The sequence below is a fragment of the Geodermatophilus sp. SYSU D00867 genome (genome assembly GCF_054050315.1).
Genome location: NZ_JBJGZC010000003.1, coordinates 38,296 through 53,245 on the forward strand (window position 1 = coordinate 38,296; position 14,950 = coordinate 53,245).

The 14,950-nt window shown below is 77.4% G+C and carries 14 protein-coding genes, 1 tRNA gene and 1 pseudogene; 11 read left to right on the forward strand and 5 right to left on the reverse strand.

What is annotated here, in order from left to right; translation table 11 throughout:
* The first annotated feature begins 8 nt into the window (after positions 1-8).
* Genes ACI8AK_RS03730 through ACI8AK_RS03745 form a run of 4 tightly spaced genes read left to right on the forward strand, consistent with a single transcriptional unit; the run spans position 9 to position 3,956 of the window.
* Positions 9-941: an ABC transporter permease gene (locus ACI8AK_RS03730; protein WP_456951107.1), complete on the forward strand. Its 933-nt coding sequence runs from the start codon at positions 9-11 to the stop codon at positions 939-941.
* Complete coding sequence (locus tag ACI8AK_RS03735) at positions 938-1,876, forward strand: ABC transporter permease (RefSeq protein WP_387990445.1); 939 nt, start codon at positions 938-940, stop codon at positions 1,874-1,876. The genes ACI8AK_RS03730 and ACI8AK_RS03735 overlap by 4 nt, the downstream gene beginning before the upstream one ends.
* Positions 1,873-2,892, forward strand: a complete 1,020-nt coding sequence (locus ACI8AK_RS03740; protein WP_387990442.1) for an ABC transporter ATP-binding protein — start codon at positions 1,873-1,875, stop codon at positions 2,890-2,892. Before ACI8AK_RS03735 ends, ACI8AK_RS03740 begins: the two co-directional genes overlap by 4 nt.
* Positions 2,889-3,956 carry an ABC transporter ATP-binding protein gene (locus ACI8AK_RS03745; protein WP_387990439.1) on the forward strand — a complete coding sequence of 356 codons (1,068 nt, stop codon included), beginning with the start codon at positions 2,889-2,891 and terminating at the stop codon, positions 3,954-3,956. Before ACI8AK_RS03740 ends, ACI8AK_RS03745 begins: the two co-directional genes overlap by 4 nt.
* A gap of 4 nt (positions 3,957-3,960) precedes the next feature.
* On the opposite strand, the gene ACI8AK_RS03750 is transcribed toward ACI8AK_RS03745, so the two are convergent.
* Positions 3,961-5,724: a helicase-related protein gene (locus tag ACI8AK_RS03750; RefSeq protein ID WP_387990437.1), complete on the reverse strand. Its 1,764-nt coding sequence runs from the start codon at positions 5,722-5,724 to the stop codon at positions 3,961-3,963.
* Positions 5,725-5,938: 214 nt separating this feature from the next.
* On the opposite strand from ACI8AK_RS03750, the gene ACI8AK_RS03755 reads away from it, so the two are divergent.
* The 3 genes from ACI8AK_RS03755 to ACI8AK_RS03765 all read left to right on the forward strand — a co-directional run bounded on the left by ACI8AK_RS03755 (position 5,939) and on the right by ACI8AK_RS03765 (position 9,835).
* A tRNA-Ser gene (locus ACI8AK_RS03755) sits at positions 5,939-6,025 on the forward strand.
* Positions 6,026-6,117: 92 nt separating this feature from the next.
* The gene (locus tag ACI8AK_RS03760; RefSeq protein WP_456955132.1) at positions 6,118-8,691 is read left to right on the forward strand and encodes an EAL domain-containing protein; all 2,574 of its coding nucleotides are present in this window, start codon (positions 6,118-6,120) and stop codon (positions 8,689-8,691) included.
* A 103-nt stretch (positions 8,692-8,794) separates the two neighbouring features.
* Complete coding sequence (locus tag ACI8AK_RS03765) at positions 8,795-9,835, forward strand: GGDEF domain-containing protein (RefSeq protein WP_456955133.1); 1,041 nt, start codon at positions 8,795-8,797, stop codon at positions 9,833-9,835.
* Positions 9,836-9,842: 7 nt separating this feature from the next.
* On the opposite strand, the gene ACI8AK_RS03770 is transcribed toward ACI8AK_RS03765, so the two are convergent.
* Positions 9,843-10,952, reverse strand: a complete 1,110-nt coding sequence (locus tag ACI8AK_RS03770; protein ID WP_456955134.1) for an NAD(P)/FAD-dependent oxidoreductase — start codon at positions 10,950-10,952, stop codon at positions 9,843-9,845.
* A gap of 80 nt (positions 10,953-11,032) precedes the next feature.
* On the opposite strand from ACI8AK_RS03770, the pseudogene ACI8AK_RS03775 reads away from it, so the two are divergent.
* Both ACI8AK_RS03775 and ACI8AK_RS03780 read left to right on the forward strand, forming a co-directional pair.
* Positions 11,033-11,383: pseudogene (locus ACI8AK_RS03775) on the forward strand (mycothiol transferase); the annotation flags it as partial.
* 29 nt (positions 11,384-11,412) lie between these two features.
* Positions 11,413-11,580: a mycothiol transferase gene (locus ACI8AK_RS03780; protein ID WP_456955260.1), complete on the forward strand. Its 168-nt coding sequence runs from the start codon at positions 11,413-11,415 to the stop codon at positions 11,578-11,580.
* On the opposite strand, the gene ACI8AK_RS03785 is transcribed toward ACI8AK_RS03780, so the two are convergent.
* Positions 11,577-12,146 (reverse strand): LOG family protein, encoded by a 570-nt coding sequence (locus ACI8AK_RS03785; RefSeq protein WP_456951073.1) that lies wholly within the window; start codon positions 12,144-12,146, stop codon positions 11,577-11,579. The two genes, ACI8AK_RS03780 and ACI8AK_RS03785, sit on opposite strands and share 4 nt — an antisense overlap.
* Positions 12,147-12,156: 10 nt before the next feature.
* Entirely contained in the window at positions 12,157-12,615 is a 459-nt protein-coding gene (locus tag ACI8AK_RS03790) for a MaoC family dehydratase (RefSeq protein WP_387990421.1), read from the reverse strand.
* Positions 12,616-12,708: 93 nt separating this feature from the next.
* Here ACI8AK_RS03790 and ACI8AK_RS03795 point away from each other — a divergent pair, with 93 nt between their 5' ends.
* The gene (locus ACI8AK_RS03795) at positions 12,709-13,188 is read left to right on the forward strand and encodes an NUDIX domain-containing protein (RefSeq protein ID WP_456955135.1); all 480 of its coding nucleotides are present in this window, start codon (positions 12,709-12,711) and stop codon (positions 13,186-13,188) included.
* 2 nt (positions 13,189-13,190) lie between these two features.
* On the opposite strand, the gene ACI8AK_RS03800 is transcribed toward ACI8AK_RS03795, so the two are convergent.
* Complete coding sequence (locus ACI8AK_RS03800; protein WP_456955136.1) at positions 13,191-13,994, reverse strand: endonuclease/exonuclease/phosphatase family protein; 804 nt, start codon at positions 13,992-13,994, stop codon at positions 13,191-13,193.
* Between the two features lie 164 nt (positions 13,995-14,158).
* On the opposite strand from ACI8AK_RS03800, the gene ACI8AK_RS03805 reads away from it, so the two are divergent.
* On the forward strand, positions 14,159-14,929 hold the full coding sequence (locus ACI8AK_RS03805; protein WP_456955137.1) for a hypothetical protein: 771 nt from the start codon (positions 14,159-14,161) through the stop codon (positions 14,927-14,929).
* Positions 14,930-14,950: the final 21 nt, after the last annotated feature.

Consider the following 14,950-nt stretch of genomic DNA (forward strand, 5'->3'; position numbering starts at 1 on the left):
CCGGGTACCTGCTCCGGCGGGCCGGCCAGGCGATCGTGGTCCTGGCCGGCGTGAGCGTCCTGGTCTTCTCCCTCATCCACCTCGTGCGGGGCGACCCGATCCGCCTGGCCCTCGGCACGCGGTTCTCCCAGGAGACCTACGACGCCCTGCGGGAGCGCAGCGGGCTGGACCTCCCCCTGGTCCAGCAGTACTTCACCTGGGCCGGGCGGGCGGTCACCGGTGACCTCGGGGTCAGCTTCCGCAGCGGCGAGACGGTCACCTCGCTGATCGCCGAGCGGCTGCCGGCCACGCTGACGCTGGCCTTCGCGTCCCTGCTGGTCGCGCTGGTCATCGCGCTGCCGCTCGGGATGCTCTCGGCGCTGCACCCGCGGTCGTTCGTCGACCGGCTGGCCACCGTCGTCAGCCAGTTCGGCATCTCGGTGCCGGACTTCTGGCTGTCGATCATGCTGATCCTGGTGTTCGCCGGGACGCTGGGCTGGCTGCCCTCGGGCGGTTACGTCCCGCTGACCGAGGACCCGCTGGGCTGGGCGCAGCGGCTGGTGCTGCCGGCGGTCGCCACCGGCGTCGTCTCGGGCTCGGTGATCACCCGGTTCGTCCGGTCGAGCATGCTCGAGGCGCTGGGCTCCGACCACGTGCGGACGGCGCAGGCCAAGGGCGTCGGGACCCGCCAGGTGCTGACCTGGCACGTGCTGCGCAACGCCCTCCTGCCCCTGGTCACGGTCACCGGCGTGCAGCTGGCCTACCTGCTGTCCGGCGTCGTCGTCGTGGAGATCGTCTTCTCCTGGCCGGGGCTGGGGCAGCTGGCCTACCAGGCGGTGCGCGACCGGGACTTCCCCGTGCTGCAGGGCGCCGTCCTCCTGTTCGCCCTGGTCTTCCTCGTCATCAACCTGCTGGTGGACCTGCTCTACAGCCGCATCGACCCGAGGATCGCCCGCCGATGACGCAGCTGCCGACGCCGGGCGCCACCCCGGCCGCCCCCCCGCCCGCCGAGCCGCTGCCGACGGCGGCCCCGCCACGCCCCCGCTGGCGGGAGACGCTCGGCCTGCTGGCCCGCAACCCGACCGCCGCCGTCTCGGCCGTGGTCCTGCTCCTGATCGTGCTGATGGCGGTCTTCGACGAGACGCTCGCCCCCGACGGTCCCAACGAGCAGGACCCGTCGCTGCAGCTGCAGCCGCCGAGCTGGGACCACCCGTTCGGCACCGACGAGTTCGGCCGCGACATCCTCAGCCGGGTGATCCTGGGCGCGGCGACGTCGCTGCGGGTCGGGTTCCTGTCGGTCGCGTTCGCCCTGGTCGTCGGCACGCTCATCGGCCTGCTCGCCGGCTACTACGGCCGGTGGGTCGACGACACGCTGATGCGGCTGATGGACGTGCTGTTCGCCTTCCCGGCGGTGCTGCTGGCCATCGCGATCGTGGCCATCCGCGGCGCCGGGCCGGCCAACGCGATCCTCGCGATCGGCATCGTCTACGTGCCGATCTTCGCCCGGGTCACCCGCGCCAGCGTGCTCGGTGTGCGCGAGGAGGTGTACGTGCGGGCCTCGCGCTCGGTCGGCGCCTCGGACTGGCGGCTGATCACCCGGCACGTGCTGCCGAACGCCGCGCCGCCGATCATCGTGCAGACCTCGATCAGCCTGGCCTTCGCGGTGCTGGCCGAGGCGGCGCTGTCCTTTCTCGGCCTGGGCCCGCGCCGGCCCAACCCGTCGTGGGGGCTGATGCTCGCCGACGGCCGCGGCTTCATCGAGCAGGCCTGGTGGTACACGGTCTTCCCGGGCCTGGCGATCGTCGTCACGGTGCTGTGCTTCAACCTGCTCGGCGACGGGCTGCGCGACGTCCTCGACCCGCGGCAGCGCACCCTCATGGCCGGGGGCGGACGGTGAGCGCCCTGCCCGAGCCCGCGGTGGAACCGGTCCTGGAGGTCGAGGACCTGCGGGTGGACCTGCGCACCCCGCGCGGGACGGCGCACGTCGTCAACGGCCTGAGCTACACCGTCGGGCCGGGTGAGACGGTGGCCGTCGTCGGGGAGTCCGGCAGCGGCAAGAGTGTCTCGGTGCTCGCGCTGATGGGCCTGCTGCCGGCGCGGACGGCCACGGTGACCGGCCGGGCGCTGCTGCGGGGCGAGGACCTGCTCACCATGTCCCCCGACCGGCTGCGGCAGGTTCGCGGGCCCGGCGTCGGCATGGTCTTCCAGGACCCGATGACCTCGCTCAACCCGGTGCTCACCGTGGGCCGCCAACTCACCGAGGGCATCCGCGCGCACGGGGCGGTGTCGAAGGCCGCGGCCCGGGCGCGCGCGGTGGAGCTGCTCGGCGAGGTGGGCCTGCCCGACCCGGACCGCGCGGTGGACCGCTACCCCCACGAGCTGTCCGGCGGCATGCGGCAGCGGGTGGTCATCGCGATCGCGCTGGCCAACTCGCCGTCGCTGCTCATCGCCGACGAGGCGACGACGGCGCTCGACGTCACCGTGCAGGCGCAGATCCTGGACCTGGTCGAGCGGCTGCAGGCCGACCACGGCACCGGCGTCATCTGGATCACCCACGACCTCGGCGTCGTCGCCGGCGTCGCCGACCGGGTGCTGGTCATGTACGGCGGGCGCTGCGTGGAGGACGGCACGGTCGACGACGTCCTCGAGCGGCCGGTGCACCCCTACACCCGCGGCCTGCTCGGCGCGCTGCCCGACCTCGCCGCCGACGACGGCGGTGACCTGGCCACCATCCCCGGGACGCCGCCCGCGCCCACCGACCTGCCCGCCGGCTGCGTGTTCTGGCCGCGCTGCCCCGTGCGCGGCGACGCCCGCTGCGAGACCGAGCAGCCGCCGCTGGCCGTCGTCGGGTCCGGGCGCGCGGGGCTGCCGCACCGGGCGGCCACCTGGTGTGCGGAAGGGGAGGCGTCGTGACGTCGACGACGAAGCGGGAGGTCCTGGTCTCCGCGCGGGGCCTGGAGGTGCACTTCCCGGTCCGCTCGGGCGGGGTGCTGCGCCGCACCACCGGCGTGCTGCGCGCCGTCGACGGCGTGGACCTCGACGTGTACCGCGGCGAGACGCTGGGCCTGGTGGGGGAGTCCGGCTGCGGGAAGTCCACGCTGGGCAACGCGCTGCTGCGGCTGGTCCCGCCGACCGGCGGCACGGTCACCTTCGACGGCACGGACGTCACCGCGATGGGCAGGAAGGAGCTGCGCGAGCTGCGGCGCCGGGCCGGGATGGTGTTCCAGGACCCGTTCGCCTCCCTCGACCCGCGGCGCACGGTGGCGCAGACGGTGGCCGAGCCGCTGGAGGTCCACGGCCTGCACCCGGGGCGGCAGGCGCGGGCCGCGCGGGTGCGCGAGCTGCTCGAGCTGGTCGGCCTGGACCCGGCGGTGGCCGCCCGCTACCCGCACGAGTTCTCCGGCGGCCAGCGGCAGCGGGTCGGCATCGCCCGCGCACTCGCTGGCGAGCCGGACTTCCTGGTCTGCGACGAGGCGATCGCCTCCCTCGACGTCAGCGTGCAGGCGCAGGTGCTCAACCTGCTGCGGCGGCTGCAGCGGCAGCTCGGCCTCACGCTGCTGTTCGTCTCGCACGACCTGTCGGCGGTGCGGCACGTGTCCGACCGGATCGCGGTGATGTACCTGGGCCGGGTGGTCGAGGTCGGGCCCGCGGCCGCCGTCGCCGCCGAGCCGCAGATGCCCTACACGCGGGCGCTGCTGTCGGCGGTGCCGCTGCCGCACCCGGCGCTGGAGCGGTCCCGGCAGCGGATCGTGCTGCGCGGCGACGTCCCCTCACCGGCGCGGGTGCCCAGCGGCTGCCGGTTCCGCACCCGCTGTCCCGACGTGTTCGAGCCCTGCCCGGACGTCGACCCGGCGCTGCAGCCGGTCGGCTCGGCACCGGGGCACGTCGCCGCCTGCCACCTGCACGGCGTCGTCGGGAAGCCGGTGCAGCGCGAGCGGCCCGACGAGCCGGTCACCGCGGGCGACCCGGCGACCTGACCCGTCAGCCGCGGCCGCTGCGGGTGGGGCGCCGGCCCTGGCGGGAGCCCGAGCGGGGAGCCCGCCGCCCGTCCCGGCCGCCGGCGCGGGGGTGGCCGTCCCGGCCCCGCCCGCGCGGCGCGCTGCACGGGCGGCAGGTGGAGAACCACGGGGCGATGGCGGTGCCGCACTCGGCGCAGGCGCTGGACCGGCTGACCGCGATGGCGTCGGGCAGGAGCTCGCTGATCGCCTCGGCGCACTCCTCCTCGACCCAGGCGGCGTCGTCGGCGTCCAGGTCCGCGACCCCGGGGAACTGCCGCAGCAGCGCCTGGGCGTCGCGCGCGGCCGCGGCGGCCTGCTCGAACTCCTCGACGCTCCCGCCGACCGGGACGTCGGGCAGCACCAGCTCCGGCCGCACCGGCAGGCCCGCGGCGTGCCGCAGCGCGGCGCGGGCGAGCACCAGCCAGCGGGTGCGCCGCGGCGGCTCGTAGTCGATCGGCAGCTGCACCAGGCGCCAGACGGTGCGCAGGTCGCCCACGGCGCCGAGCGGCCCGCGCAGCAGCGGCAGCAGCGCCCGCACCCGCAGCACCAGCTCGCCGACGTCGTCCGGGGTCATCGCCCGGTCGCGGGTCGCCGTGTGCGCCCAGGCCTCCCAGCGGACCAGCGCCTCGGGCAGGTCGGCCGCCTCGAAGGCGCCGAGGTCCTCGAGCTCCGGGCGCAGCCGCGCCCCGCGGGCCGGCAGGTCGCTGACCCGCTCGCCGCGGGCCACCTCGGCGCCGACGGCCACGAGCGCCGCCGACGGCCGCAGCCCGGGCACGCCGGCCAGGACGCCGACCGTCCCGTGCCCGGTCAGGCCGTAGCGGCCGGCCCGCCCGGCGATCTGCGCGGCCTCCCAGCTGCGCAGCGGCCGCAGCTCGGTGCCGTCGAACTTCGTCGTCTCGGCGAACAGCACGGTCGTCGCGGGGACGTTGATGCCGTGGCCGATCACGTCGGTGGTGACGAGGACGTCGAGCTCGCCGGTGGTGAACCGCTCGATGACCTCGCGCCGGGTGGCCGGGGGCAGCGCGCCGTAGAGGACGCCCACCTTCCCGGGCCGGTGCCGGTCGAGCTCGGCGGCGACGGCGTAGACGGTCTTGCGGGAGAAGGCGACGACGAGGGTCTGCGGGCGGACGCGCGGGGTGCGCACCGGCGCGCGCAGGACGTCGAGCCGGGACAGCCGCCGGTGGTGGACGACCTCGACGTCGCCGGCGTCGGACACCAGCGGCGCCAGCTGCGGGTGGGCCTCGGCGGCCGCGATCAGGTGCATCTCGCGGTACTCGCCGGTGAGCAGCAGCCGGGCCCAGTGGTGGCCGCGGTCGGGGTCGGCGATCCAGTGCGACTCGTCGAGGACGAGCAGCTCGCCGCGCATCGGCGCCTTCTCCACCGTGCAGCAGAGGATCGCCGCCTGCGGGTGGACCTCCTCCTCGCCGGTGGACAGGCCGACGGCGCCCTCGGGCAGGCCCGCGGCGAGCTTGGCGTAGGCCTCGTGGGCGAGCTGGCGCAGCGGCGCGGCGTAGACGCCGGAGCCGGTGGCGGCCAGCGCCTGCAGCGACTCGTGGGTCTTGCCCGAGTTGGTCGGGCCGAGGTGGAACACGACCCGCCGCGGCGGGGTCGTGCGGACGGGCAGTTCCGGCGCGGCGTCCTCGACCCACAGCTGCTGGGCGCGCCGCTCGGCGCGGGCGGCATCGCGCTCGGCGGCGCGGTCCGCCGTCGTGGGGACGGGAGGGCGCTCGACGGCGGGGCGCCGCACCCGGCGGCGGGTGGACGGCGGGGGAGCGGTCTCGGGCAGGGGGTGTCCTTCGATCGGCGTGCGGGGCGGGGTCGACGCGACGGAGCCGCGGACCGGGTCGGGGGGACAACACCGTCCGGTCCCGGATCATGCCCGGCGCGGCCGCGGCGGGGCGCACAGCGCGGGGCGTCCCGGGTGGGTCCGCCCGGCGGGGCGGGTTAGCCTCCACCTGCCGGGAGGGCTCGCCTAGTGGCCGATGGCGGCGGTCTTGAAAACCGCTATGGGGTCAAACCCATCGTGGGTTCGAATCCCACGCCCTCCGCTCGCGCGCACCGACCGGGGTGCTGCGCGCCCCTCCGTCCCTTAGCCTGCCCCTCCGCACGAGATCCGAGTCGGACCGGTCCGGGGAGTGGCATGAGCGGAGGCGTGGCGCCGGAGGACCCCGTGCCGGAGGACCCCGCGCCCGAGGACCCCGCGCCCGAGGACCCGGTCCTCGCGCTGGCCCGCAGCCGGCGCTGGCTCGCCGAGGCGCAGCGGCTGGCCGCGATGGGCAGCTGGGAGTGGGACGTCCGCACCGGCGCGGTGACCTTCAGCGACGAGCTGTTCGCCGTCTACCGGCTCGACCCCGCCGTGGTGACGCCGACCTTCGAGCTCTGCATGCAGATGGTGCACCCCGACGACCGGAGCCGCGCCGAGCAGGCCATCCTCTCCGCGCTCGGCGCGGGCGGGGTGTTCGACTTCGACCACCGGGTCGTCTGCGGCGACGGCGCGCTCATCTGGGTGCGCGCCCGCGGGTCGGTCACCCGGGACGAGGCGGGCGACGCCGTGCTCCTGGTCGGCACGGCGCAGGACATCAGCGAGCGGGTGGCGATCGAGGCGCGCCTGCAGGAGAGCGAGCGGCGGCTGCTGGAGGCGCAGCGGGTGGCGCGGCTGGGCCGGTGGGACTGGGACGTCGTCACCGACACGGTGACCTGGTCCGACGAGATGTACCGCATCTTCGGCGTGCCGCCGGACGCGCTGGTGCCCACCGTCGAGGGCTACCTGGCGCGGGTGCACCCCGAGGACCGGGCCGAGCTGGTGCGGCTGCTCGCCGACGTCCGCGCCGGCCGGGAGGAGTACGGCCTCGAGCACCGGGTGCTGCGCGCCGACGGCACCACCGGCTGGGTGGCCTGCCGCGCCGCGGTCGAGCGGGACGCACACGGCGCGGAGGTGCGCGTCCACGGCACCGCCACCGACGTCACCGAGCGCAAGGCGGCCGAGCTGGCGGCCGCCCGGGCCGCCGCGGAGCTGGCCGCGCAGGCCGAGCAGCTGCGCCGGCTGGCCTTCACCGACCCGCTCACCGGCCTGGCCAACCGGGCGCTGTTCGCCGACCGGCTGGCCCACGCCCTCGAGGCGCGGTCGCCCGCCGGCGTGAGCGTGCTGCTGATCGACCTCGACGACTTCAAGGACGTCAACGACGTGCTGGGCCACCAGGCCGGCGACCGGCTGCTGGTCGAGGTCGCCGAGCGGCTCACGCGGTGCGTCCGACCCGAGGACACGGTCGCCCGCCTCGGCGGGGACGAGTTCGCCGTCGTCCTGGCCGAGGCCGACCACGGCGAGCAGGTGGCCCGGCGCATCAGCGCCGCCCTCGACGCCCCGGTCCGGTTCGGCGACCGGCAGCTGGTGCCCAGCGGCAGCATCGGCCTGGCCCGCAGCGCCGGCGGCGAGCACGTCCCCGCCGAGGCGCTGCTGCAGCAGGCCGACATCGCGATGTACGCCGCCAAGCAGGCCGGCAAGGGGCGGCACGCGGTCTTCGACCCGACCATGTCGACGGCGGTCCTCGCCCGCGCCGACGTCGAGAACGGCCTCCGGCAGGCGCTCGAGGACGACGGGTTCGTCGTCCACCTGCAGCCGCTGGTCGACGTCCGCACCCGCGCGGCCACCCGGGTCGAGGCGCTGGTGCGCTGGCCGCGCCCCGGCGGCCTGGCGCTGCCGGCGGAGTTCCTGCCCGTCGCCGAGCGCAGCGGGCTCGTGCGCGCGCTCGGCCAGCGGGTGCTGCGCACCGCGTGCCTGCGGCTGTCCGGCTGGCTGGCGGCGGACCGGCGCCGGTCGGTGTCGGTCAACGTCTCGCCGGTGCAGCTGCGGGAGCCGGACTTCGCGACGACGGTCCTCGGCGTCCTGGCCGGCACCGGCGTGCGCCCCGGGCAGCTGCTGCTCGAGGTGACCGAGACGGTGTTCCTCGAGGCCGGGCCCCGGGTGGTCGGCCAGCTCGACGAGCTGCGGGCGGCGGGCATCCGGGTGGCCATCGACGACTTCGGGACCGGCTACTCCTCCCTGGGCCGGCTGCAGGCCCTGCCCGTCGACGGCATCAAGATCGACCGCTCGTTCGTGCAGCAGATCGGCGACGGCGCCGACGACCAGCCGATCCTCACGGCCATGGTCACGCTCGCGCACTGCCTGGGCCTGGAGGTCACCGCCGAGGGCGTGGAGACCGGCGTGCAGGCGGCCCGGCTGGTCGAGCTCGGCGTGGACCACCTGCAGGGCCACCACCTCGCCCGTCCGGTGCCGCCCGAGGACCTGGCCGGCGCGGTCGCCGCCGCCGGCGCCGTCCTGCAGGCCGCCGGGGACCGGTCCGCGGGGCGGGGCCGGGAGCCCGTCGTGCTGCTCGCCGCGCCCGACGACGCCCGCAGCCGGGCGCTGCGCGGCGTCCTGCTGCGCGACGGCCTCCCCGTCGTCGTGCCGGGGGCGGCCGCGCCGGAGGCCGACGCCGTCCTGCTCGTGACCGGCCGGGGCCGGGACGCCGTCGACCGGGTGGCGGAGCTGGGCGCCGTGCCGGGGACCGCCGTCCTCGTCCTCTGCGACGACGCCGACCGGGCCACCCGGGCGCGGCTGCTCACGGCCGGCGCCGACGACGTCCTCGTCGACCCCGACTGCTGCCCGCCCGGCCTGGCCGACCGGCTCCGGGCGGTGGTGCGGACGGCGGCCGCCGAGGCGCACCGGCGCGACTGACCCCGCGGAGGTGCGCGGCGCGTCCCGCGGACCCGCCGGGGTTCCTCTCACCCCTGTGGGTGGGTCGGCTCATCCCGGGGGCCGCTGCTGCCGAAGAGGGGGTGTGGCCATCCACCGGGGACTGAGAGCCCGGCAGCCGCGCGCCGCCGCCCGCTCGCTGGTCCTCGTGCTGGGCATCTCCGCGGGCGCCCTCGCCGCGGTCAACGGTTTCGGTGCGAACGCCGCCTCGCCGCTGACCCTGGCGGCGTGCTGGATCGTCGTCGCCGTCCTCGTCGCGAGCGCCGTCGCGTGCCGTCGTCTCGCGCCCGAGCGGCTCGACCGCTGTGGCGTGTTCCCCCTGCTCGCGGTGACCGGGGTCCTGCTGGTCGCCGGGCTGAACGTCGTGACCGAGGACCCGTCGGCCGGCGCCCAGGCCTTCCTCGCGTTCCCGGTGCTGTGGGCGGCCGCCCACCTCCGGCGGGCGGCCGTCACGCTGGTCACGGCCCTGGCCGTGGCGGCGAACGCCACCGTGCTGCTGCACCTGGTGCCGGTCGAGAACGCGGTCAGCGACGCCCTCCTCCTCGGCACCGTGCTCGCCGTGGTCGCCGTGATGCTGGAACGGGCCGGCGCGGTGCAGGAGCGGCTGGTCGAGGCCCTGGAGCAGCAGGCCACCGTGGACACCCTCACCGGCCTGGTCAACCGCCGGGTCTTCGACGACGCGCTCGCCGTCGCGCTCACCGGCCCCGCCGGCGCCGACGGCACCGCCCTGCTGCTGCTCGACGTCGACTCGTTCAAGCAGATCAACGACCAGCACGGCCACCCCGTCGGCGACGACGCGCTGGTCCACCTCGCCGGGATCATCCGGCGGCAGATCCGCGCCGGCGACGCCGTCCTGTCCCGGCTGGGCGGCGACGAGCTCGCCGTCCTGCTGCCCGGGTGCACCGCCGAGGTCGCCGTCGCCCGCGCCGAGTCGGTGCTCGGGACGGTGCTGTCCACGCCGCTCGCGCTCCCCGACGGCAGCCTGCTGGCGATGTCGGTGAGCGTCGGGGTGGCGCACGCCCGCGGCGCCGCGGTCGGGATGCGCGAGTTCTACGCCGCCGCCGACCGGGCCCTGTACCGCGCCAAGCGCGCCGGCCGCGGCCGCGTCGAGGTCGCCCCCGCGTAGCGGCGGCTCAGCGCAGGTGCCGGGCCGCGGCCGCCAGCGTGCGGGCGGTGAGCCGGCCGTCGGCCAGGCCCAGCGCCACGACGTCGTCGAACACCCGCTGGTCGCCCGCCGCCGCGCGGAACGCCGCGTCCATCACCCGGGGCCACCGGCTGACCCACGACGCCGCCGACGCCGACCGGTGGTGCGCGCCCAGCCGCCGCCGCAGCGCCCTCCGGTGCACCGCGCCCGCGGCCGCCCCCGCCGACGCGGCCGCCCCGGCCAGCGCCCCGGACAGCACCGCGTAGAAGATCCCCTCGCCGGTCATCGGGTTGACCAGCGACGCCGCGTCGCCGGCCAGCAGCACCCGCCCGTCGGGCTGCCGCGGCCGGCCGGTGGACAGCGGCAGCCGGTGCGCCCGCAGCCCCCCGGGCTCGACCCCGGGCAGCAGCCGGTGCAGCCCCTCCACCAGCGCCGCCCGGGTGGCCCCGCCGGAGACCAGCTCGCCGTAGCCGACGTTGGCCCGCCCGTCGCCGAGCGGGAACGACCACGCGTAGGCAGGCCAGCGCTGCTCGGTGGTCACCAGCACCTGGGTGCCGCCCTGGCCGGGCAGCTCGGGCGCGTAGCCGCGCAGCGCCACAGCCATCCGGTCGTCGGGGTTGCGCGGCAGGCCCAGCGCCCGCCGCACGACGGACTCCGCGCCGTCGGCCCCGACCAGCACCCCGGCGGTGAGCACGCCGTCGACGTCGACGCCGTCCGGTCCCGGCGTGACCCGGCGGACGGCGTGCCGCCGGAACACCGCCCCCGCGTCGAGGGCCGCGGCGAGCACGCGGGCGTCGAACACCGCGCGCGGCACCACCGACGACGGCCGGTGCATGGCCCGCTCCACCGCCGCGCCCCCGGGCGAGCGCAGGGACAGCCGCGGCGCGGGCGCGTAGCCGGCGGTCAGCGCGGCGACGTCGGCGCCCAGCCCGGCGAGCACGTCGAGTGCCTCGGGGGCGATGCCGTCGCCGCAGACCTTGTCGCGCGGGAAGTCGGCCCGGTCGAGGACGAGCACCGAGGCGCCGTCGCGCCGCGCGGCCAGCGCCGCCGCCGCGCCCGCCGGGCCGCCCCCGACCACGACGACGTCCCAGCGCTCCACGGGGGCGACGCTAGGCAGCGCCGCGGCCGGCGGCCAGCCGGGCGCTGTCCCGCCGCCCGGTCCCGGCGCAGGGTGGCCGGGTGACCGCACCCGACGAGCGCGAGCTGCTGCTGCGCCTGCTGGCCGACCAGCGCACCGCGCTGCGCAACGCCCTGTACGGGCTCACCGAGGAGCAGGCGCGCGCGACCCCGAGCGCCAGCGAGCTGTCGCTGTCCGCGCTGCTCGAGCACGTGACCCAGGGCGAGCGGGCCGACCTGGCCGGGCGGGTCGGGCGCCGTCCGCACGCGGTGGAGGGCGATCCGCAGGCCGAGTGGATGGCCGGGTCCACCGTCGTCCCCGGCGAGACCGTGGACGTCCTGCTGCACCGGCAGGCGGAGGTGGCGCGCGAGACCGAGGAGGTCGTGCGCGCCGAGCGCGACCTGGACCGGGTGGTCGCGTCCCCGACGGCGTCGCGCGCTGGCTGCCCGAGGGCACCGTGTCCACCGTCCGCTGGTTGCTCCTGCACCAGATCGAGGAGCAGGCCCGGCACGCCGGCCACGCCGACGTCATCCGTGAGTCGATCGACGGCAAGGGCGCCTGGCAGCTGGAGGCCGAGGCGCAGGGCACCGCCGCTCCGACCTGGTCCTAGGGCGGGGTGGGCGCCCACTTCCGCGGCGGGTGCTGGTAGCCCTCGACGAAGGCTAGCAGCCCGGCCGCGTCGGTGACCACGCCGAGCGCGTCGAGCCGGCGCCGCTCGAGGTAGCCGTCGTCGGCCATGCGGCCCAGCTGGGCGAGCAGCGGCTGCCAGAACCCGTCGACGTCGAGCAGCACCACCGGCTTGGCGTGCAGGCCGAGCATCCCCCAGGTCCAGGCTTCGAAGAGCTCCTCGAGCGTGCCGGCGGCCCCGGGCAGCGCGACGAAGGCGTCGGAGAGCTCGGCCATCCGCGCCTTGCGCTCGTGCATGGAGGCCACGACCTCCAGCCGCGGCAGGCCGGGGTGGGCCAGCTCGTCGTCGACGAGGTGCTGCGGGATCACCCCGACCACCTCGCCACCGGCGGCCAGGGCGGCGTCGGCGACGACGCCCATCAGCCCGACGTGCCCGCCGCCGTAGACGACCCCGACGCCGGCCTCGGCCAGGCCCGTGGCCAGGTGCGCGGCGGCCCTCCGGTGCGACTCCGGCCCGGGCCGGCTGCCGGTGAAGACGGCGATCCGCATGCGCTGGTGGCTAGCCGCCGTAGTAGCGGTAGACCGGCTCGGCGGTGCAGGCCGGCTTCTCGCTGCCCTCGCGCTCGACGACGGCGGAGAAGGTCAGCTGCAGCCCGCCGGCGACCTGCTCGACGTCCTTGAGGGTCGCGGTCAGCCGCACGCGGGAGCCGACCGGCACCGGCGAGGGGAAGCGCACCTTGTTCAGGCCGTAGTTGACGCCCATGGCGGTGTCGGTGACCGCGAAGACCTGCGCAAACAGCGGCACGAGCAGCGACAGCGTGAGGTAGCCGTGCGCGATCGGCCCGCCGAAGGGGCTCTCGGCCTTCGCCCGCTCGACGTCGACGTGGATCCACTGGTGGTCGCCGGTCGCGTCGGCGAAGGTGTCCACCCGGTCCTGCGTGACCTCGAACCAGTCGCTGGTGCCCAGCTCCTGCCCGATGAGGCCCGGGACCTCGGCCATCGTCGTCGTGGTCGCCATGCGGGGTGCCTCCGTCGTCGTCGCCGGTCGTCCTCCCGGATCCTGCCAGTGCGGTTCACCGGCTCCCGCGCCGGCTGCGGTTCACTTGTCCGGGTGGCGACCATCCGTCTGACCCCCACCGACGGCTGGACCACCTGCTCCCTGGGCCACCGGCACTGGGGCCGGGCCGGCGCGGCCGGCCTGCTGGTGCACCGCGACGGCGGCGACGGCCCCGAGCTGCTGCTGCAGCACCGCGCCCTGTGGTCGCACCACGGCGGGACGTGGGGGACGCCGGGCGGGGCGCTGCACGAGGACGAGACGCCCGAGCAGGGCGCGCTGCGGGAGGTCGAGGAGGAGCTCGGGCTGGCCGCCGCCGACCTCGTGCTCGGTGCCCGCTCGGTCGACGACCACGGCGGCTGGACCTACACGACCGTCCTGGCCCGCCCGGTCGGCGACCTCGACCCGTCGCGGCTGCGGCTCGACGGCGAGAGCACCGGCGTCGCGTGGGTGCCGCTGGCCGCGCTGCACCAGGTCGCGCTGCACCCGGGGCTGGCCGCCTCGATGGACCGGCTGCGGCCGCTGCTCGCCGCCTGAGCTCAGCCGACCGTCACGGTCAGCGCCCGGTGGTCGCCCACGCCCAGCCGGTGGGCGGCGGCGTCCCGGGCGGTCACCCGGCCCAGCGCGAGCAGGTGGTCCAGCTGCAGGCGCGGCCCGTGCGCCGGGAAGCTCGCCTCCCGCACGAGTGCGGTCGCGCCGAGCAGCCGCGCCGGCAGCCCGCCGGGCAGGTTGAGGTCGCCGGCGACGACCACCGGCCCAGGCAGGGACGCCACCCAGCGCCGCAGCCGGCGCAGCTGCCGCACCGCCGTCGGCGGCGAGAACGACAGGTGGGTGGCCACCACGGTCAGCCCGTCCAGGCAGGCGGCGACGGCGACCCGCGGCTCGTCGGGCACCCACCACAGCCGCGGCCGGCCGGTGGCCGGGTCCGGCGCCCGCAGCGGCAGCCGGGCGCGGCCGGATCCCAGCCCGAGCACCGCCCAGTCCCGCGCCGGGCGGCGGACCAGCAGCGCGACGCCGTACGCGGGGCCGTCCGGCGCGCGCTCCGGCCCGCGCAGCCCGGGCGGGTCGGCAGCGGACCACGTGCCGCGGAACGGGCTCGGCGTCCCGGTGAGCGTGGCCGCGTGCCGCCAGTCGCCCGCGCCCAGCGCGCCGGCGAGCACCGCGGCCTGGTCGGTGCCGCCCGAGCGGGGCTGGCCGACGTCGACCTCCTGGACGGCGAGCACGTCGACGTCGAACCCGGCGACCGCGGCGGCGAGCGCGGCCGGGGCCAGCGCGTGGCCGTCGGCGCCGCGACCGGAGGCGAGGTTGAGGGTGCCCACGCGCAGGGCGGCGCCGTCGGGCACGGGTCCGACGCTAGCGGCGGCGGGTCGCCCGTGCGCGGGACTCGGCTGGCCAGCGCAACCACCGGGCTGGTACTTCGTTGTACCGGACGTGTGAGGGCAGTCTCACCACCTCGACGGAGAGGGGTCGACCCATGGGCGCGCGGCACCGCGCAACGGAGGACGTCGTGGCAGGGGACCCGGCGGCCGCCGCCGAGCCGGCTCCCGAGACCGCGGGGCAGCGCTTCTGGTGGCGCGTGCTCATGTCCTTCGCCGTCACCGGGATCGTCGTCTCCCCGCTGATGGCCACGGCCGGCGCGGACGTCTCGGGAGCCGTGGCCGGCGACCGCGGCACGGGCGTCTACTCCGGCGACGACGCGGTCGCGCAGCCCCCGACCTACGCCCGGCTGACGCCGTCCTTCGGCGTCCCCGGCACGCCCGACGGCTTCCTCTTCCCGGGCTTCGGCACCACGGCCTCGTCGCAGCGCGCCACCGCGGGCACCGGGCCCTCCGCCGGGCTGACCGGCATCGCCGGCTCGGTCACGGCCGCGACGACCGGTGCCGCCGCGCCCGCCGCCCCCGCTCCCGCCGTCCCCGCCGCTCCGGCGCCCGCCGCCCCGGCCCCGGCCGGCACCGCGGGCGGCGCCCCTGCCGGCTCCGGCTCGTCGGGCGACCCGGCCCCGTCCGGCGGCACGACGGCGCCCGCGGCCCCGGCTCCCCCTGCGCCGGCCGCACCGGCCCCCGTCCCGACGGCGCCGGCCCCGGTCCCGGCGGACCCCGTCGGCGACGCCGTGGGGGGCGTGGTCGGCGGTCTGACCGACACGGTGGGCGGCGTGGTCGGCGGTGGCACCGAGGCGGTCGGTGGCCTGGTCGGCGGTGCCACGGGCACCGTGGGCGGGGTCGTCGGCGGCGTCACCGGCGGCGTCACCGGCGGACTGGGCGGTCTGCTCGGCGGCTGAGGCGGGGTCGCGGACGCCCGG